This window comes from Mycobacterium persicum, from assembly GCF_002086915.1.
Classification (GTDB): domain Bacteria; phylum Actinomycetota; class Actinomycetes; order Mycobacteriales; family Mycobacteriaceae; genus Mycobacterium; species Mycobacterium persicum.
The window spans coordinates 3989428-4007242 of sequence record NZ_MWQA01000001.1 but is presented as its reverse complement, the minus strand read 5'-3'; the positions used below and the strand labels follow the sequence as shown (position 1 = coordinate 4007242).

Here is a 17815-nt window from a genome sequence, read left to right as displayed (position 1 = left end):
CCCTCCTTGCGCAGCAGCGCCCCCCGGGCACCCGGCTCGGTCAGCAACTCGTACTGCTCGAGAATGCCGAGCTTGTACTCCGCGGTGAACGTCCGCCGTTTCGGCCGCTTCTCACGCGGCCCCTTGCCGCTACCCACGTTCCCATCATCGGCCACCGCCACCGCGGCGGTATCGGCCAGTGTCATCGTCACGGAATCAGAATCCAGTCCTCGCCCTGCTTCTCAACAGAAGACTCATCTACTTCAACGTCTCACACAGGTTAGACAGAGAGGGCTTCGGCAGGTTCAGAATTGCTTCCTCGTACTGTTTGGACACTGGGACCAAGACATTGTCATCGGTGGCGCTGATGTAGTACTTCCCGTCGGGCGTCCTTCTGGCTGCCGCTTCAACAGCTTCTCGGGTTCCGACCCTGATGTAGGGCCGCGACAACAGGTCAAGGCCTTCAGTGCCCAACAACCCCGGGATGGCGCCCTCGGCCAGGAACAGCTGTGCGCGGGCGGAGAGCAGTGGCGACAGTTCACCCACGGCCCGTACCGCGTTGCCGAGGGCACTAACGGTCGGCAGGCTAGAGGCTTCGGCTGCGACCCGAAACTCGCGGATAATGGTCGCGATACGTGCACCAGTGGCCACCAAACGCGCTACATCGACGACCTTCGACACACCCTCACTTATGGCCGCCGTGAACGGAATCAGAACCGCGGCAACGGCTTCGGTGACCGCCACAGTCGCCCCAAGCGCGGCCATCTCATGCAGGATCTTCGAGTGCGCGTCATCGATTGCCTGCGCGTAGTCCGAGCACGCGGTACCGGCTGCGTCGAAGCCGTCAGCAACCGCTTTGAGCGAATCTCGGTCCAGAGTGCAGTTGGTGGCCGCAACCGGGAACTCCGGTGACTTTTGCGCACGCACCGACTCGATCACACCGTCGTTGGCGATATCGGCCGCAGCGCGCAATTCCCGCGCCGCCCCATGCCAGGCGTCGGCGGCCGCACGCAGCTTGTCTTGGTGACCATTGGGCCACATCTCGCCCTGCACATAGGCCTGAATGGTGTGCCACCACCCGGGCACATCACTATGCCCGCCCTCCGCGGACGGGATGGCCGGCACCAAGAACATCGGTTTAGCGGTGGGCGGAAACGCCGGCGCACCAGCGTTGTTCATCGCTGACTGCTGATCAGCGTTTTGATGGTTGACCGCCGTGGTGGCCAATAAATCCGAGCACTGAGCTGCACCCATCACCGCGGCAGTCGCCGCCTCCATCAATCCCGCCCCACCAGCGCGTCCGCCCACCAGCGCGTCGTATTTCAGACTCCAGGAATGGCCGCCAATGTCGGTGCCGGCCATACCAGCAGACCCTTTCAACACCCCCGACAAGTGCTGTACGGCCGCAGCTGCGGCGTCATAGACCTTGCCGTAGACGCGTCCGGCTTCGGCGACGACTGCAGGATCGACGTCTTGAGTCATGGCCACATCGTCGTGTTGAGTTCCGCCACCCCGGTGTAGTTGCGGTGCGCCAGCTCAGCGTTTCGTCGTAATTCGTCGAGGCCCTCACGCATCTGCTGATCGGCAGCCATCCACTTCTGGTGGTATTCGCGCTCGGCGTCGGCGCCCGCACCTAGCCAGCTGCCGTGCAATTCGGCGACGCATTGATCCACAGCGGCAGCGATCTGTTCCGCACGCGCAGTGAACTCGGCCAGCCGATCAGCAAAGGCCAACAGGGCATCCAAATTGACCGTGTAGCGCCGGCTCACACTGCTGGACCTTTCCGGTACAACGCTTCGAAAGCTTTCGCCGCAGTGTTTTCATGGTCGAGCATGAGATCCACCGACCGCATCAACAGCTGCGAATGTTCCTCCAAGGTCGCCGCAGCCGTCGCAGCACCCGAATACCACTCCTGCCAGGGCGGCTGATACGCCGACGCGGCGACACCGGTCCACGTGGACGACAGCTCGCGCCACTGGCGGGTGATACTGTCCAGCTCGTCCTTCAGCTCATCAGCCTGATTGGTCAGAACATGCACGCCGTCGCCATCGCCTCCAACTTCATTGCCAGCTCGTAGGCCAACGGCGTTCGCTCCTTTTCGCGCGCAGGGTCAGGATGTTCTCGGGTAAGCGTCATTGGCACCACGCTTATCCTGACCGGCCCGCAGTTGCGTGCGTCGGGAGGGTCTGCCTCCTCGCAACCTAGCCGCCGCGGACGTCAGCCCGACCTTCTAACTAGATCGTCGACTGATCCCACGGAGCATCGCCGATAGTCGCCGGCAGAACGGATTCCGACATGCCGTGAGCCGCTGCCCACCGCCGCCGGGCCGCCCACCACTCATCGAGTCCCAGCTCCCACGTCAGGGCGTCCGTGTGTACCGGCCAGCCCGGGAATTCCAGCAGCTCGGGCGGTAGCGTCGCACCGTCGTAACGGCGTCGCATCACGCGCCCCTCTCGTCGTCGCGGTTGATGAGTGCCAGCAGCCGGCGGCGTCGCTCAGCCCAGGCGTCCACCGCTCGCCGGTACGCAACGCCCGTCGCGTACCGACGGCCGTTGAACAGAAACCCCGGTAGCGGATCAACAGGTCGGCGCCGCATCACGCACCCGCGATCCCGTAGACGCCCCTGGCAGCTCCACGCCGCTGGGGACGACGCAATACAGACGGGTCGTCCTGATCGCCACTAGGCAACCGCAGCGACGCGGCAAGCCGGGCCAGCACTATCCGCTGCTGCTGCGCGGCCGTCAGCGCCGGATGCGCCTTCGACCCGTGTGGACCTTCCACCACCAGGCCGTCGCGCTCGGTGATCGCATGCAGCTCGTCGAGCTGGTCGACACAGCGCACCATCTCCCTAAGCAAGGCCAGTTCGTGCTGCTCAAGCTCATACCTGGCCATAACGTCACGCCACAGCGCCCGTCCGCTCGATCGTGCGCCCTTCGGCGGGGCCGGTATCTGCGCTCTCGCCATCGTCAGCTCCTGTTCTGACTTGAAACTCCGTTGTATTCCAAGGGTTTTCGCGCACTTCCAAGCAAAGCGAAACACGCTGCACCGCATTACAATTCAGAAATTGGAACCATTTCAGCCCTCACAGATAGAGAGCCGGCGCCTCGTCGTCGCCGCTCAGTCCGGCCGTCAAAAAAATCGCGGGTCATGCCGAACCGGCCCAGATATGCCGCAGGGCAGCCAGCCCTTCCGGGGTGTGGAGTTCGGGTAGGACTCGGCGCCATACATGGGCGACGCCGGCGAGTAATTCGTTGGCGCGGCCAATCGCGCCGGCGGCATCGATAACGTCGTTGAACAGGACGGCCGCGCAGTCGTAGCAATCGCCGTCATCTTCGCGGGCCGCGACGGCGCCGCCGTAGGCGAGGATGAGATGTCCGGCGCGGCGGATGTCGGGGTTGGCGTCACCCTCGGCGATGGTTGCCACCAAGGCACCGAGTGCAACCTGCCCGAGCGGGGTGCGAGTTTCGTGGGCGGCGCGGTCATACAGGGCCAACAGTCCGTGCAACAAGCCGGCGTAGGCGTCATCGTCGGTGGCGACCCGCGCGAGGGTCTCGGCGTCGCCCTCGATCAAGGTGAGCACGTCGGCATTGCTCATCGGGACGGCCCCTCCTCTCGGGCTTGCGACCAGCGCTTGCCGAGCGTGTCGACCTGAGCTTGGTGGCCCGTACGCCCCTGTCGAGGGCGTCGCTTCGCATGGAGGGCGAGGACGGCTTGGCGCGGATCAATCGGGTTGTCGTTCACGGTGGTGGCTGCGGCCCGATGGGTGGTCTTGCGGGTGTCGCCGCGCAGCCGCCCGTGCGAGTCGAACAGGCTGCGGAGTTCGTTCTTCAACGCCAGTTCGGCGATGAAAGATTCGGGCAGGCCGGTGGCCCGGGCGAGGGACCGCACGGCCCCGGTCGGGTCACCCGACGACATAGCCGCCTTCACTGCTGCTCACCGGCTCTTGGGAACCCGACCAGTGAGGACGCAGGCATGGACTCGTCCGGTCCCCTGGTCCGCCACACCAACGCCCGGAACTCGGGCTCGGGCAGCGCGGCCAGCCAATCCTCAACCGCTGACTGCAGATCGGGCACTCTGCCTCCCTTCGGCGTAGGTCTGCACGTCGCAGAGCCTGAAAAGCCAACGCCCGCCGATGAGTTGACCATCCAAGTCGGAAGCCAGGCGGCGCACTTGACGCTTCGAGATGCCAAGAACGGCTGCGGCCTCCTCGGCGGTGACCAGCTCTCGCTTCTCTAATTCTGCTGCCGCCCTGCCCGATTCATGTCCCGCTGCGGACATGACGCGGATTTCGGCGTCCAGGCGGTCATAGTGACGGCGCAGCCATTCGGGTATCGGCTGGCCGGAGCGCTGGCGGTGGCGGATCAGGTGGGCTGCGCAGTAGTAGGCGCACTCTGTGTCAACCGGATTCATCGTGGCGGCACTCACCACACGTCGCCGTCGAAATCGTCGGCAACTCGCGGTATATGTCTGTCGCTCAGTTCCTCAAGATGTTCGGTGATGCCGGCGAGCATCCGCTCGACCCGCACCCGCGCTGCGGCGGTTCCGTGATGTTCGACGAGCCCTGCGGCCCAACAGCGCACCAGGGCATAGATCAGCTCGGGGCCATGGCCTAGCGAGTCGGCCAGCGCTGCGTCGTACCGGGCGCGGTCGTTGTCGAATACCGCCAAGGCCAGCCGTGCGGCGCGGGCCTGGTCGTCAAGGCCGAGGATCTGCGGCGGCATGCTCACTGGTAGACCACCTCAAGGTCGGCACCGTAGTCATGTCGTGCCCAGTACCGTATGCCGTCGAGGATGAAGTCGGAGCCGTTGTGGGCCATGGCTTCCCGGGCGCGGCGCTTGCCTCGTCTGGCCCATTCACGCGGGATGCGGATATGGCCGTTGATGATGGGCAGCGCCTCGACTGCGGTGACCTCGACACCGAAGAGAAGAGCTATGGCTTGCATATCGAGCATCGGTTCACCACCAATTTCCGTGATGGTGACGATGACGGTGTTGGTCACGCGGATGTTCCTCTCTGGATAGGGATTCGGTAGTGGTGGACCTGTCGGCCCGGTAATGGTTGGCCACGCCGCACGGTGTTGCGGCAGGCTGCGCCGGGTTGGGCGCCGCAGAGGCCGCAGGGCTGCGTGAGGGCTAGGTTGACGTCTTGGTCGTCGGCGGTGAGGTCCGGTTCGCCGTTTTCGCGCATGCGTTCGTTCCGCAGAACGAGCTTGCATTCCCGGCAGAGCCCGGTGATCTCGTGCGGGTTGAGCCAGTGCGGCGGAAAGATACTCCGAGGTCTGCAATGCCTCCCGGGCCGCGTCTTCTAACGCGCGACGCGTTACGTCGGCGCAAACCTGCGTGATGTCACCCACCTTGCCTTACCCCTTTCGCTTTTGGTGTAGTGCTCCGTTCTAGTGTTGCTGGCGCTGGTTGCGTTGGTCAATCTAAAACAGTAGAGTTGACTGATATGGCAACTAGCAAGTGGACCGAACTCCATTTCCGCAAACGGCTCAAGTTGGAGCGAGAACGCCGAGGATGGACGCAGAAGCAGTTCGCAGATGCTTTGTCAGACAAAGATATTCATCTGGCCTGGACGACGATCGCCAAAATCGAGAAGGGAAGCCGCTCGGTCAGGATCGACGAAGCGGCGGCCATCGCTGACCTTTTCGGCATATCCGTCGACTCGCTGCTAGGCCGCCGAGCGCGGCCGAAGAGCGACCGCGTTCACATACTTACAGCGGCGGGAGACACTGCCATTCGATCCGCGGGACAGATCATTGACATCGCGGAAGCCGTGCGCGACAGGGTCGCGGACCTCTCCCCGCCGGACGATGACCTACCTAGCCGGGAGAGCCTGATCGTCGGCTTTGAGCGGATCTATGAGCTGCTCGTCGAAGTCAACGATGCATTGACCGACACCGCGCAGGCGGCTCGCCGCGCTATTCGGGATGAGGTGAGAGCAAAATGAAGCGCAACCGCCGCGCGGGCGTAGAGGACCGTTGGACCAAGACTGTCCGGCTTCCCAGTGGGGAGATTCAGACAGTTCCGTCGGCGGCGAACGGAAATGGGTTGCGTTGGCGTGCAAGGTATGTCGATGACAATGGCCGCGAGCACGCGAAGGGTTTTGGCCGGAAGACAGACGCTCAGAACTGGTTGAACAAGCAGGTTTCAGACCAGGTAACCGGGACCTGGATGGACCCGGCGCTGTCGGGCGTCACGTTCGGTGCGCTTGCTGAACGGTGGATCTCGACGAAGGCGAATCGCTCACCAAAGACGGTCGCTGGGTATCGCTCGCTGTTGGATACTGTGGTGCTACCGCGCTGGAAAGACGTCGCGCTACGGGACATTCGGTTCGACGAACTTCAGGTGTGGGTGTCCGGTTTGTCCGTGGATGGGTCCGTGCGGTTCGAGGGCAATGGCCTGAGCGCGTCGAGGGTCCGCCAGGCGCACCAACTGGTGGGCGCGGTGCTCAAGTTCGCGGTCAAAGCCAAGCACCTGGCCACCAATCCCGCGGATGGCATCGAATTGCCGCGGTTGCCGGAGGCCGAGCAGCGTTACCTGACGCACGAGCAGCTACACCGCGTCGCGGTCGCGTCGGGCCGGCTCCGAACGCTGGTGCTGGTGCTGGGCTACTGCGGCCTGAGATTCGGGGAAGCCGCCGCCCTGCAAGTCAGCGACGTAGACACAGCGGCAGGCCGGATACGCGTGCGCCAGTCGGTCACCTACGTCCGCAAGACGGGCCTGGTTGAGGGGTGGCCAGCGCCTTTGACGCTGCAGCTCGAACTACTGCGGACGCACTGCGGACGGCCCCGGCACTCAACGTCGTTGTGAATACCGGGAATCACCTCTGACCTGCTGGTGGCAGGTACAGGATTCGAACCTGTGTAGCTTTCGCGACGGATTTACAGTCCGCTCCCATTGGCCGCTCGGGCAACCTGCCGCCAGACAGGTTACAACGACCGGGTAGACAAAGCACAAACGGCTATCGAAGAAGGGACGGATCGAATGGCGGACTCATCGTTCGACATCGTCAGCAAGGTCGACCGGCAGGAAGTCGACAACGCGCTCAACCAGGCGGCCAAGGAGCTGGCCACCCGGTTCGACTTCCGCGGCACCGACACCAAGATCGCGTGGAAGGGCGACGAGGCCGTCGAGCTGACCTCATCCACCGAGGAGCGCGCCAAGGCCGCCGTCGACGTCTTCAAGGAAAAACTGATCCGCCGCGACATCTCGATGAAGGCCTTCGAGGCCGGCGAGCCGCAGGCCTCCGGCAAGACCTACAAGGTCACCGGCACCATCAAGCAGGGCATCAGCAGTGAGAACGCCAAGAAGATCACCAAGCTGATCCGCGACGAGGGCCCCAAGACCGTCAAGACCCAGATCCAGGGCGACGAGATTCGGGTCACCAGCAAGAAGCGCGATGACCTGCAGGCCGTCATCGCGATGCTGAAGAACGCTGACCTGGACGTGGCGTTGCAGTTCGTCAACTACCGCTGAGGGCGCCCGAGCCGCGCCGAGCGTGACGCCACTGCGAGATCGGGCGCTCTATTTCGCACTGGTGTCACGCTCGGCGCATGCGCTGCAGGGATGCCAGCCGGTGGCTCAACCAACCGGTGGGTGCCTACTCTGGTGAGCATGACCGTGAGCCCTCAGCAAGCCATCGACACGGCCTCCTTCGACGTCGTCATCGTCGGCGCCGGGATCTCCGGCCTCGGCGCGGCCTACCGGCTGCTGCAACGCAACCCCGGACTCTCCTACACGATCCTGGAGCGGCGCGAGCGGATCGGCGGCACCTGGGACCTGTTCCGCTACCCGGGAGTGCGCTCCGACAGCAGCATCTTCACGCTGAGCTTTCCCTACGAGCCGTGGACCCGAAAGGAAGGCGTCGCCGACGGCGAGCACATCCGCGAATACCTGACCACCACCGCGCACAAGTACCGCATCGACCGCCACATCCGGTTCAACAGTCACGTCTTGGCAGCGGACTGGGATTCGGCCACCGACACCTGGACCGTCACCTTCGAGCAAGGCGGCGTCGCACAGCAATGCCGCAGCCGGTTCGTGTTCTTCGGCAGCGGTTACTACAACTACGACGAGGGCTACACCCCCGAGTTCCCCGGCATCGAACAGTTCGGCGGCACCGTGGTGCACCCGCAGCACTGGCCGGAAGACCTGGACTACGCCGGCAAGAAGGTGGTGGTGATCGGCAGCGGGGCCACCGCGGTCACGCTGATCCCGTCGATGGCGGACCAGGCCGGCAAGGTGACCATGCTGCAGCGGTCGCCGACCTACCTCATTTCCGCGTCCAAGTACGGCAGGTTTGCCGCCGGCGCTCGTAAAGTGCTGCCCCCCAAGGCTTCCCATCTGGCCATCCGGATGTACAACGCACTGCTGGAGGCGGCGCTCTGGTTTTTGTCCCGCAAGACACCGCGACTCATGAAGTGGCTGCTGCGGCGCACGGCGATCAAGAACCTGCCCGCCGGCTACGACGTCGACACCCACTTCAAGCCCACGTACAACCCGTGGGACCAGCGGCTGTGCCTGATTCCCGACGCCGACCTCTACACCGCCATCGCCGACGGCCGCGCCGACGTCGTCACCGACCACATCGACCATTTCGACGCGACCGGCATCGCACTCAAGTCCGGCGAACACCTCGATGCCGATATCGTCGTCACCGCCACCGGCCTGCAGCTTCAGGCACTCGGCGGCGTCAAGATCAGCTTGGACGGCGTCGAGATCAATCCCTGCGACCGTTTCGTCTACAAGGCGCACATGCTCGAAGACGTGCCCAACCTGTTCTGGTGTGTGGGCTATACGAATGCGTCCTGGACGTTGCGCGCCGACATGACGGCGCGGGCGACGGCAAAGTTGTTGGCGCACATGGCGGCTCACGGCTATACCCATGCCTATCCGCACCGCGGCGACGAGCCGTTGACCGAAAAGCCCTCCTGGGACATTCAGGCGGGCTACGTGCTGCGCTCGCTGCACGCGCTGCCCAGGTCAGGCACCAAACGGCCGTGGAATGTGCGGCAGAACTATTTCGCCGACGCCATCGACTACCGGTTCGACCGCATCGAGGAGGCGATGGTGTTCGGCCGCGCCGCCGACCGCGCGGCGATAACCGGCTGAAGGCGGGCTAAGCGGGCTGCGCCGATTCCCCGGCCGGGATTTTCTTGCCGCAGTTCGGGCAGAACTTCTCGGCAGGGTGGTGCGCCGCTCCGCAGTTGGGACAGAAGTGCGGCTCACTCGACGGGTCAGGAACCAGGCCCAGTGGCCGGATCTTGCCGGTCGCCGGCGGCGGCTGCGCATCCGCAGCAACGGCCGCGGCGGCTTCGGCTGCGACTTCGGCTTCGGCTATCGCTTCGGCTTCGGCCTCGGTGCGACGCTGCCGACGGCTCCTCCGCACCATGAAGGTCACCCAGCCGCCCACCGTGAGCAGCAGCAAGACCCCGCTTACCATGTACCACACCGGTTTTGAGCGAAGAAACACCGGCGCGTCACCGTACTGCTGACGTAGGTTGGCCGCGCTGGTCTTGAGATCGGCCACGCCCGGATAGTCGGGTGACAGCGCCAGGGCCTGGTCGAAATCGTAGATCGCGTCGCTGTACTGGCCCGAGAAATAGTGGTTGAGCCCTTGGCGGTAATACAGGTCGGCGGGCCCGAGCATCGGCTTGACACCCTTGCCGGCCAGTAGCGCCGCGAGACTGTCCGCGGGCGCGATGAAGTTGAACGGCTGCGGTTCGCCGACCGGGCCGAAACTGTTCACGCCGATCACCTTGCCGTTGAGTTCGACGGTCGGGCCGCCGCTCATGCCCTCGGCGACCGGGGCATCGATCTCATAGACCGGACTCGATTCGATGGTCGACTTCTTGCTCACCTTGCCGCTCTTGTTCGTCGGGTCCAGCGACATACCGGTGACCCGTTGAGTCGTCTCCGGGAAACCCACCGCCAGAACCGGTGCCCCGATACTGACGTCGGCGTCGGTGGCGAGCTCCGACGACGGCAGGTTGTGCTTTTGCACCTTGAGCAGCGCGACGTCGCCTTTGCCCATCGGCCGGAAGTCCACGACGGTGGCCGGGAGCTTCTCGGCGAGTTTCGTCCCGGTTCCGTATCCCAGCATCAGGCTGATCTCGGGCCCCCGGTCGGGGGTCTGACCTTCGACCCGAGCGTTCTTGGTGAGCCAGTCCAGCGTCGCGCCGGGATTCTGGCCCACCGGCGAGTCGGGATAATGCGCCACGTATTCACTGGCCGCACGCTTGAGTATCAGCTGCTTGGCCGTCTCCGGATCGACGCAGTGACCTGCGGTCGCCACCCACCCGTCAGGATTGACGACAAATGCGGTGCAAGTCCACGTCGCGGTGAACGGGATACCCGAACCCTCGCCGAACAGTGACAGCAGCTGACCGTCAGGCAGCCGGACCTGACCGTGAGCCTGGGCCGCAAGATATAAGACGGCCGGCCGGATCATCGCCGCCGCTCGCTGTTCCGGGTTGGCCTGCGGGCGCCCACCGTCGGCGGACGCGATCCCCGGCGACCCGGCCAGCACCGCCAGCGCGGCCGCGATCAGCAGTACGAACGTCCGGACGCAACACGAGCGCAGACGCCTTTCGCGCGACCGGCTCGCTCGTCGCGACATGATTCCTCCTCGATAGAACAGCTATCTTTCACCATCCCGGGGTGGTCACCCCGCCGGGTAGGGACCGAAGTCCCATGCTCGGAGGTCGTTGGTTTCGAGTTCGTCTCGGCGCCGCCCGGCCGCGATCAACCGCTGTCAAATGGCGGGCTACCACAATAGGCTGTGCCCCATGGCAGCTGCGAAGCGCGAACCCAAAGTCGTTGTCCTCGGTGGCGGTTCCTGGGGGACCACGGTGGCGTCCATTTGTGCACGGCGGGTGCCGACGTTGCAGTGGGTGCGCTCGGAGGCGACCGCAAGCGACATCAACGACAATCACCGCAATAGCCGCTATCTCGGCAACGACGTCGTGCTCAGCGAGACGCTGCGCGCCACCACCGATTTCTCCGAGGCCGCCAACAGCGCAGACGTCGTCGTGATGGGAGTGCCCTCGCACGGCTTCCGGGGTGTGCTTACCGAGCTGAGCAAGGAGCTGCGCCCGTGGGTGCCGGTGGTGTCCCTGGTCAAGGGGCTCGAGCAGGGCACCAACATGCGGATGTCGCAGATCATCGAAGAGATCCTGCCCGGTCATCCGGCGGGTATCCTCGCCGGTCCCAACATCGCCCGAGAAGTCGCCGAGGGCTATGCGGCCGCGGCGGTCCTGGCCATGCCCGATCAACATCTGGCCACCCAGCTGGCAGCATTTTTCCGGACCCGGCGCTTCCGGGTGTACACCACCGATGACGTCATCGGCGTCGAAATGGCCGGGGCGCTCAAGAATGTGTTTGCCATCGCCGCCGGCATGGGCTACTCGCTGGGCATCGGCGAGAACACTCGGGCGCTGGTGATCGCCCGCTCCTTGCGCGAAATGACCAAACTCGGCGTCGCGATGGGAGGCGACACCGAGACCTTCCCCGGATTGGCCGGTCTGGGTGATCTGATCGTCACCTGCACCAGCCAGCGCAGCCGCAATCGCCACGTCGGCGAACAACTGGGCGCGGGCAAACCCATCGACGAGATCATCGCATCAATGAACCAGGTCGCCGAGGGTGTCAAGGCGGCCAGCGTGGTCATGGAATTCGCCAACGAATACGGGCTGAACATGCCCATCGCTCGCGAAGTCGACGCGGTCATCAACCACGGCTCCACCGTCGAGCAGGCCTACAGCGGCCTGGCCGCCGAGGTACCCGGACACGAGGTACACGGATCGGGATTCTAGGGTTGCACGGCCTGCTACCTGGTCAGCGCCCATTCCGCTGGAAATCTGCGTTCGGTATGCGCGATGCGCGCCAGCTTGACCCCTGTTTAGCTGCCCGAATACTGTCAAGGGCAGTGGCGGGCGCCGGCAGAATACCTTCGCCCGAATGTATTCGCCGGTGCGCCAACGACTTACGAGTAGATGACCAAGGTAGTGTGGGGCGCGTTGTCGGACCGTCCCCCGCAATGCCCGGATGAGGGAATGACCGATGCAGCCCACCGAACCACCCCACAGCCAGGCCCCGGACAAGGGCCCGCCAGTGTCGCGTACTGAACGACTGCGCTCCATCATCCGCCACGACCTGCCGTCGTCGCTGGTGGTGTTTCTGATCGCCCTGCCCCTCTCGGTGGGGATCGCGATCGCTTCGGACGCACCGGTGCTCTCGGGCCTGATTTCGGCAGTCGTCGGAGGAATCGTCCTCGGATTCATCGGTGGATCGCCGTTGTCGGTGAGCGGTCCGGCGAACGGGTTGATGGTCGTCACCGCCGGTCTGGTCGCCCAGTTCGGTTGGCGGGCGACGTGTCTGATCACCGTGGCCGCCGGTGTCCTGCAACTCATCTTGGGGCTCAGCCGGATTGCCCGAGCGGTACTGGCGATCTCGCCGGTCGTCGTGCACGCGATGCTGGCCGGCATCGGAATCACGATCGCACTTCAACAAACACACGTCCTGCTGGGCGGGGAGTCGCACAGCACATCGTGGGAGAACGTCGTTCAGCTCCCGGGACAAATCATCGGCGCGCACAAGCCCGGAATGTTTCTGGGCGTCTTGGTAATCGCCATCATGGTCGCCTGGCGCTGGGCGCCGGCGAAATTGGCTCCCATTCCGGGCCCGCTGGTCGCCATCGTGACGGTAACCATTATCTCCGTGGTGTTTCCGTTCGAATTGGCCCGGATCACGCTCTCCGGGTCGCCGCTGGCGGCGTTCCAGCTGCCGGGACTTCCCGAGGGGAAGTGGGGCGCCTTCGCGGTCAGCGTGCTCACTGTTGCCTTCATCGCCACCGTCGAGAGCCTGCTGGCATCGGTATCGATCGACAGGATGCACCCCGGGGCGCCCACCAACTTCAACCGCGAGTTGACCGGACAGGGCGTCGCAAACATCACCTCCGGGATGATCGGCGGCCTCCCGATCGCCGCCGCCATCGTCCGTAGTTCCGCCAATGTGCAAGCGGGCGCCAAAAGCCGCGCCTCGACGATCATGCACAGCGTCTGGATCCTTGTCTTCACGCTGTTTTTTGCCGGGTTGATCCAGCAGATCCCCACCGCCGCACTCGCCGGCCTGCTCGTTTTCGTCGGGATCAGGCTGCTGCAGCCCGCCCATATCGAAACCGCCATGCGAAATGGGGACCTGGCCGTCTATCTGGTGACCGTCGTCGGCGTCGTATTCCTCAATCTCATGCAGGGCGTGTTGATCGGACTCGTCCTGGCCATCGCGCTCACCGCGTGGCGGGTGATGTGGTTCAGGATCCACGCCCAGCCCGCCGGTGACGAATGGCACGTGGTCGTTGAAGGGGCGGCCACCTTCCTCTCCCTGCCCCGGCTGACCCAGGTGCTGGCGGCCATTCCCGCCGGCAAGACGGTCAACGTCACCATGTCGGTCATCTACCTCGATCACGCCGCGCATCAGGCGATCGCCGACTGGCAGCACCGGCATCAGGCCACGGGAGGGGTGGTGCACATCCATGGCGGGGTCCATACCGGCCACCGTGCTCGCCGGGCGATGGACGACCTCATCGACGCCGAAGGACCCGAAACGGCGGCATAGCGAGCAACATCAGCGCGAAGCCGGGAGTATCGCGGCAAAAAAAAATTTGCGTTCGCTATGCAGCCAGCGCGCCCGGTTGACCCTGGCCTCGCCAGCAAAATACCGTCGAACTCCGTAACCAACGGGCGCCTGCCTCAAACATTGGAGTTTGGGTAGATTTAACTTGCCTGCGCGCCAACCATTTACGACGATGTTACGTAATTCGGGGCGGGATCATCGGAACGTCCCCCACGGAAACGAGGGAGCAACCGATGCAGCACACAAAATTCGGCAAGCCGCGCCTTGACCGTATCGATCAGGTTGACCCAGGAAGCCAAGCGCAGTCACGAACCGATCGAGTTCGATCGGTCATCCGCCACGACCTGCCGTCTTCGCTGGTTGTCTTCCTGGTCGCGCTGCCGTTGTCATTGGGCATCGCCATCGCGTCCGATGCGCCGGTACTCGCAGGCCTGATTGCCGCGATCGTCGGCGGAATCGTCGGCGGAGCTATCGGCGGATCACCGCTGCAGGTCAGCGGGCCCGCTGCCGGTCTGACGGTGGTGGTCGCCGATCTCATCGCCCAATTCGGCTGGGGATTAACCTGTTTCATCACCGCGATCGCCGGACTATTGCAAGTCCTGTTGGGGCTCAGTCGTGTTGCTCGGGCCGCCCTTGCTATCTCGCCCGTGGTCGTGCATGCGATGCTGGCCGGCATCGGGATCACCATCGCGCTTCAACAAACGCACGTGCTGCTCGGCGGCGAGTCTCATAGTTCGGCCTGGGACAACGTCGTTGAGCTGCCCGCGCAGATTCTCGGCGCGCACAAGCCCGGAGTGATTCTGGGCCTATTGGTGATCGCCATCATGATCGCCTGGCGCTGGGCCCCCGCCAAGGCAGCCGCCGTTCCCGGTCCGTTGGTCGCCATCGTGGCCGTCACCGTCGTCTCGGTAGTGTTTCCCTTTCAGGTGTCGCGGATCGCGCTCGAGGGTTCACTACTGGATGCACTGCAGCTTCCGGCAATTCCGCACGGAAACTGGGGTGCCGTCGCGATCGGTGTCATCACGGTCACACTGATCACCAGCGTCCAGAGTCTGCTGACAGCGGTCGCGACGGACAGGATGCACAGCGGCCCGCGCTCCGAACTGGACCGCGAGTTGATCGGGCAGGGCGCCTCGAACATGGTGTCGGGAGCGATCGGCGGTCTTCCCATCGCCGGGGTCATCGTGCGCACGTCCGCAAATATCAAGGCAGGCGCCAAGACTCGCGCATCGACGATCTTGCACGGATTCTGGGTGATGTTGTTTGCGCTTCCGTTCGCAGGTCTCATCGAACTGATCCCCAGCGCCGCGCTCGCAGGACTACTGATCGTCATCGGAATTCAGCTACTGCAGCCGGCGCACATCGAAACCGCGGTCAAAACCGGCGATTTCGCCATCTACCTGGTAACCATCGTCGCCGTCGTATTCCTCAATCTCCTGCACGGGGTGATGATCGGACTTGTCCTGGCCATCGCGACGACCGGATGGCGGGTGATACGGGCCAAGATAGACGCTCACCCGATTGGCGACGAATGGCGTGTGGTAGTCGAGGGTACTTGCACCTTCCTGGCGCTACCCCGGCTGACGCAGGTGCTGGGCGCTATCCCGGAACGCACCACCGTCACGCTTCATATCGCGGTCAACTACCTCGACCACGCTGCGCATCAAGCGATTACGGACTGGCAGCGTCAGCACCACGCCACCGGCGGAAATGTGCACGTCCATGGTGGCCTCACCAGGGGCCATTCGTCGCGGAAAGCACCGCTGATCGACGGGGAAACGTCCGAAGCTGCCGCCTGATTGACGATCTCCCAGCTTCTGAACGATCCAATGATTCGTCGAACACGTTGTTGGGCAGCCTCAATGCGAGGTGGGTGTGGAGCGCCGGTGAGGTCCATCAGGAGTTCCGCTATCAGTGCGTTAATCGAGGGGCGTCCGCGATAGCGGCGATCGCCTCCTGGCGCTGTTCGGCGCCCAACCCGTCGATGATGGCATTTCGATGCGGATACTTATGTGTTCGTCGTATTCGAAGCACCTTTACCGCATTGGTAGCAAATTCGGGAATAGGCGTCCGCGAATGTGATAGCGCGGGCGCTGAAATAGGTCTCCGTCAGATGGGATAACGCAGGCGCTATCACAATGGGACGCTTTAACCGCGTGCCATCGCCTCCAAGCGGCGGATGCGGTCCTCGATCGGCGGGTGCGTCGAGAACAACGACCCGATCCGCTCGCCTGCCCGGAACGGGTTGGCGATCATCAGATGCGCCTGGCTGGCCAGTTGCGGCTCCGGCGGCAACGGAGCCATCTGCACGCCGCCGGAGATCTTGCGCAACGCCGAGGCCAATGCCAGCGGGTCGCCGGTCAGCACGGCGCCCGATTCGTCGGCCTGGTATTCGCGGGACCGCGACACCGCCAACCGCACCACCGTCGCGGCGATCGGGCCCAACAGCGAAACCAGAAGCAACGCAAAAGGATTGCTGTTTTCTCGGTTGCCGCCGAACATGCCCATCCACATGGCCATGTTGGCCAGGGCGGTGATCACCGACGCCAGCGCGCCGGCGATGCAGGAGATCAGGATGTCGCGGTTGTAGACGTGCGACAGCTCATGGCCCAGCACCGCGCGCAGTTCCCGCTCGTTGAGGATCTGCAGGATGCCCGTGGTGCAGCACACCGCGGCGTTGCGAGGGTTGCGGCCGGTGGCGAACGCGTTGGGCGCCGCGGTGTCGCTGATGTACAGCCGCGGCATCGGCTGGTGGGCGGCGGTGGCCAGCTCGCGCACGATCCGGTACATCACCGGCGCCTGCAGCTCGGAGACCGGCTGCGCATGCATGGCCCGCAACGCCAGCTTGTCGCTGTTGAAGTAGACGTAGACGTTCATCCCGACGGCGAACAGCACCGCCAGCCACATTGCCGTCGTGCCGAACAGCCGGCCGGCGAACACGATCATCGCTGACATGACGACCAACAGCAGGAACGTCTTCAGCTTGTTGGCGTGCGGATGCCAGGTCATCAGTGTGTGTCCTCCTAAGAACACCTCGGCTTGCCGATTTACTGCTGACTCAACGTCCGGAAGGGTCCGTCGGGTTCCGCGGGGCCGATAATCCGCCGTGGCCGCCGTTGCCGCCGTTACCGCCGGTTCCCCCATTGCCGACGAGAAGTCCGCCGCGGCCGCCGTTACCGCCCATGCCGATTTCGCTGTTACCGCCGTTGCCGCCGTCACCACCGTGGCCGAATAGGCCGGCTGATCCGCCGTCGCCGCCGGTGCCGAAGCTGGCGCCGCTTCCTCCATTACCGCCGTTACCGAATAGTCCAGCCGATCCGCCGTTGCCGCCATTGCCGCCGTTTTGACCGACCGCTCCAGACCCGCCGTTGCCCCACAGCCAGCCGCCGGCGCCGCCGTTTTGTCCGGTCCCATTGAGCCCGTTGACGCCATTGCCGATCATCGGACGTCCGAGGAGCCATTCGCTGTCGGCGTTGGCGGTGTTGATCGCATCATGGGCGGCGTTGTCGATCTCGGTGGCCCAGTATTCTCGGTGCTGCCGTTGAGCATGTCGACAAACTGCTGATGCAGCCATTCGTAGTCGCGGCTCAAAGCCTGCCAGGTTAGGCCGTGAGCGGTCAGTAAAGCTGTCATCGCACTCGATACTTCATCAGCGCCGGCGGGTAGTAGCCAGGTGGTCGGGATGATCGCAGCAGCGCTGGCTTCGCTAAACACCGATCCGATGGCAGCTAAATCGGTTGCCGCACATTCCAAAGCGTGCGGTGCAATCCTCACGTATCACACAGCTGGTCCTCCTGGGGTCTACTAATCCGAAGTTACGACGGGTTCTGACTGGGGATTAGTGTTCTGAGCTGGCGATATGGGCTGCTGTCTCGTCCTGATGTGTAGTCACGAATATGTGTGTGTCATTCGTGTCTGATCGGCGCAATCAGTCTATGATGCTTTGTATGCCGCGCAACCAGGGCAAAGCTCACGTAGTCAGAGTTAAAAAGACGCATGTGGATAAGCAGGGCAAACAGCGCGTCTATCAGTCGGTGCTGTTGCGCCGCACCTTCCGCGACGGGCCCAAGGTGCGCAACGAGACCGTGGCCAACTTGTCGATGTTGCCCGAGGCGGCGATCGCCGCGCTGGAGGCGACGCTGAAGGGACACAGCCTGGTGCCCGCTGGTCAGGAGTTGACGGTGCTACGCGCGTTGCCGCAT

21 protein-coding genes, 1 tRNA gene and 3 pseudogenes are annotated in these 17815 nt (G+C 64.1%); 8 read left to right on the top strand and 17 right to left on the bottom strand.

The window, feature by feature from the left end; translation table 11 throughout:
• From B4U45_RS18340 to B4U45_RS30465, 12 genes and pseudogenes are all read right to left on the bottom strand, one after another.
• Positions 1-191, bottom strand: a pseudogene (locus B4U45_RS18340) (transposase); the annotation flags it as partial.
• Between the two features lie 46 nt (positions 192-237).
• Positions 238-1461 (bottom strand): WXG100-like domain-containing protein, encoded by a 1224-nt coding sequence (locus tag B4U45_RS18335; RefSeq protein ID WP_131808374.1) that lies wholly within the window; start codon positions 1459-1461, stop codon positions 238-240.
• Positions 1458-1748 carry a WXG100 family type VII secretion target gene (locus tag B4U45_RS18330; RefSeq protein ID WP_075549634.1) on the bottom strand — a complete coding sequence of 97 codons (291 nt, stop codon included), beginning with the start codon at positions 1746-1748 and terminating at the stop codon, positions 1458-1460. Before B4U45_RS18330 ends, B4U45_RS18335 begins: the two co-directional genes overlap by 4 nt.
• Positions 1745-2017: a WXG100 family type VII secretion target gene (locus B4U45_RS18325; protein WP_240316567.1), complete on the bottom strand. Its 273-nt coding sequence runs from the start codon at positions 2015-2017 to the stop codon at positions 1745-1747. Before B4U45_RS18325 ends, B4U45_RS18330 begins: the two co-directional genes overlap by 4 nt.
• A 196-nt stretch (positions 2018-2213) precedes the next feature.
• Complete coding sequence (locus B4U45_RS18320) at positions 2214-2420, bottom strand: hypothetical protein (RefSeq protein ID WP_075549633.1); 207 nt, start codon at positions 2418-2420, stop codon at positions 2214-2216.
• A 154-nt stretch (positions 2421-2574) separates the two neighbouring features.
• Positions 2575-2943: a hypothetical protein gene (locus B4U45_RS18315; protein ID WP_075549638.1), complete on the bottom strand. Its 369-nt coding sequence runs from the start codon at positions 2941-2943 to the stop codon at positions 2575-2577.
• A gap of 181 nt (positions 2944-3124) precedes the next feature.
• Complete coding sequence (locus B4U45_RS18310; protein WP_075549632.1) at positions 3125-3574, bottom strand: hypothetical protein; 450 nt, start codon at positions 3572-3574, stop codon at positions 3125-3127.
• The gene (locus B4U45_RS18305; RefSeq protein ID WP_075549631.1) at positions 3571-3894 is read right to left on the bottom strand and encodes a hypothetical protein; all 324 of its coding nucleotides are present in this window, start codon (positions 3892-3894) and stop codon (positions 3571-3573) included. The genes B4U45_RS18310 and B4U45_RS18305 overlap by 4 nt, the downstream gene beginning before the upstream one ends.
• A gap of 132 nt (positions 3895-4026) precedes the next feature.
• Positions 4027-4389 (bottom strand): helix-turn-helix domain-containing protein, encoded by a 363-nt coding sequence (locus B4U45_RS18300; RefSeq protein ID WP_131808373.1) that lies wholly within the window; start codon positions 4387-4389, stop codon positions 4027-4029.
• Positions 4390-4400: 11 nt separating this feature from the next.
• Positions 4401-4706 (bottom strand): hypothetical protein, encoded by a 306-nt coding sequence (locus B4U45_RS18295; RefSeq protein ID WP_131808372.1) that lies wholly within the window; start codon positions 4704-4706, stop codon positions 4401-4403.
• Positions 4703-4978, bottom strand: a complete 276-nt coding sequence (locus tag B4U45_RS18290) for a hypothetical protein (RefSeq protein WP_240316566.1) — start codon at positions 4976-4978, stop codon at positions 4703-4705. The genes B4U45_RS18295 and B4U45_RS18290 overlap by 4 nt, the downstream gene beginning before the upstream one ends.
• Positions 4975-5166: a zinc finger domain-containing protein gene (locus tag B4U45_RS30465; protein WP_420891047.1), complete on the bottom strand. Its 192-nt coding sequence runs from the start codon at positions 5164-5166 to the stop codon at positions 4975-4977. The genes B4U45_RS18290 and B4U45_RS30465 overlap by 4 nt, the downstream gene beginning before the upstream one ends.
• A gap of 261 nt (positions 5167-5427) precedes the next feature.
• Here B4U45_RS30465 and B4U45_RS18285 point away from each other — a divergent pair, with 261 nt between their 5' ends.
• A complete protein-coding gene (locus B4U45_RS18285) occupies positions 5428-5928 on the top strand; it encodes a helix-turn-helix transcriptional regulator (RefSeq protein ID WP_075549628.1) in 501 nt (166 codons plus the stop codon).
• Positions 5929-6257: 329 nt separating this feature from the next.
• Positions 6258-6791 (top strand): tyrosine-type recombinase/integrase, encoded by a 534-nt coding sequence (locus tag B4U45_RS18280; protein WP_183154960.1) that lies wholly within the window; start codon positions 6258-6260, stop codon positions 6789-6791.
• A 25-nt stretch (positions 6792-6816) separates the two neighbouring features.
• On the opposite strand, the gene B4U45_RS18275 is transcribed toward B4U45_RS18280, so the two are convergent.
• Positions 6817-6900, bottom strand: a tRNA-Tyr gene (locus B4U45_RS18275).
• 65 nt (positions 6901-6965) lie between these two features.
• On the opposite strand from B4U45_RS18275, the gene B4U45_RS18270 reads away from it, so the two are divergent.
• Both B4U45_RS18270 and B4U45_RS18265 read left to right on the top strand, forming a co-directional pair.
• Positions 6966-7457, top strand: a complete 492-nt coding sequence (locus B4U45_RS18270; RefSeq protein WP_075549626.1) for a YajQ family cyclic di-GMP-binding protein — start codon at positions 6966-6968, stop codon at positions 7455-7457.
• A gap of 138 nt (positions 7458-7595) precedes the next feature.
• On the top strand, positions 7596-9092 hold the full coding sequence (locus tag B4U45_RS18265; RefSeq protein WP_075549625.1) for a flavin-containing monooxygenase: 1497 nt from the start codon (positions 7596-7598) through the stop codon (positions 9090-9092).
• A gap of 7 nt (positions 9093-9099) precedes the next feature.
• Here B4U45_RS18265 and B4U45_RS18260 read toward each other — a convergent pair whose 3' ends face one another.
• Positions 9100-10599: a trypsin-like peptidase domain-containing protein gene (locus B4U45_RS18260; protein ID WP_075549624.1), complete on the bottom strand. Its 1500-nt coding sequence runs from the start codon at positions 10597-10599 to the stop codon at positions 9100-9102.
• Between the two features lie 169 nt (positions 10600-10768).
• Here B4U45_RS18260 and B4U45_RS18255 point away from each other — a divergent pair, with 169 nt between their 5' ends.
• The 3 genes from B4U45_RS18255 to B4U45_RS18245 all read left to right on the top strand — a co-directional run bounded on the left by B4U45_RS18255 (position 10769) and on the right by B4U45_RS18245 (position 15412).
• Positions 10769-11794, top strand: a complete 1026-nt coding sequence (locus B4U45_RS18255) for an NAD(P)H-dependent glycerol-3-phosphate dehydrogenase (RefSeq protein ID WP_089025259.1) — start codon at positions 10769-10771, stop codon at positions 11792-11794.
• 247 nt (positions 11795-12041) lie between these two features.
• A complete protein-coding gene (locus tag B4U45_RS18250; protein WP_075549622.1) occupies positions 12042-13595 on the top strand; it encodes a SulP family inorganic anion transporter in 1554 nt (517 codons plus the stop codon).
• A 251-nt stretch (positions 13596-13846) separates the two neighbouring features.
• Positions 13847-15412: a SulP family inorganic anion transporter gene (locus B4U45_RS18245; RefSeq protein WP_082275677.1), complete on the top strand. Its 1566-nt coding sequence runs from the start codon at positions 13847-13849 to the stop codon at positions 15410-15412.
• Positions 15413-15761: 349 nt separating this feature from the next.
• Here the strand turns inward: B4U45_RS18245 and htpX are convergent, their stop codons facing one another.
• The 3 genes and pseudogenes from htpX to B4U45_RS29410 all read right to left on the bottom strand — a co-directional run.
• Positions 15762-16622 carry a zinc metalloprotease HtpX gene (gene htpX / locus B4U45_RS18240; RefSeq protein ID WP_083155563.1) on the bottom strand — a complete coding sequence of 287 codons (861 nt, stop codon included), beginning with the start codon at positions 16620-16622 and terminating at the stop codon, positions 15762-15764.
• A gap of 49 nt (positions 16623-16671) precedes the next feature.
• Positions 16672-17187, bottom strand: coding sequence for a PGRS repeat-containing protein (locus B4U45_RS18235; RefSeq protein WP_075549620.1), 516 nt, complete (start codon positions 17185-17187; stop codon positions 16672-16674).
• Positions 17188-17204: 17 nt separating this feature from the next.
• Positions 17205-17327: pseudogene (locus tag B4U45_RS29410) on the bottom strand (PE family protein); the annotation flags it as partial.
• Positions 17328-17560: 233 nt separating this feature from the next.
• On the opposite strand from B4U45_RS29410, the pseudogene B4U45_RS18230 reads away from it, so the two are divergent.
• Positions 17561-17815: pseudogene (locus B4U45_RS18230) on the top strand (IS1634 family transposase); the annotation flags it as partial.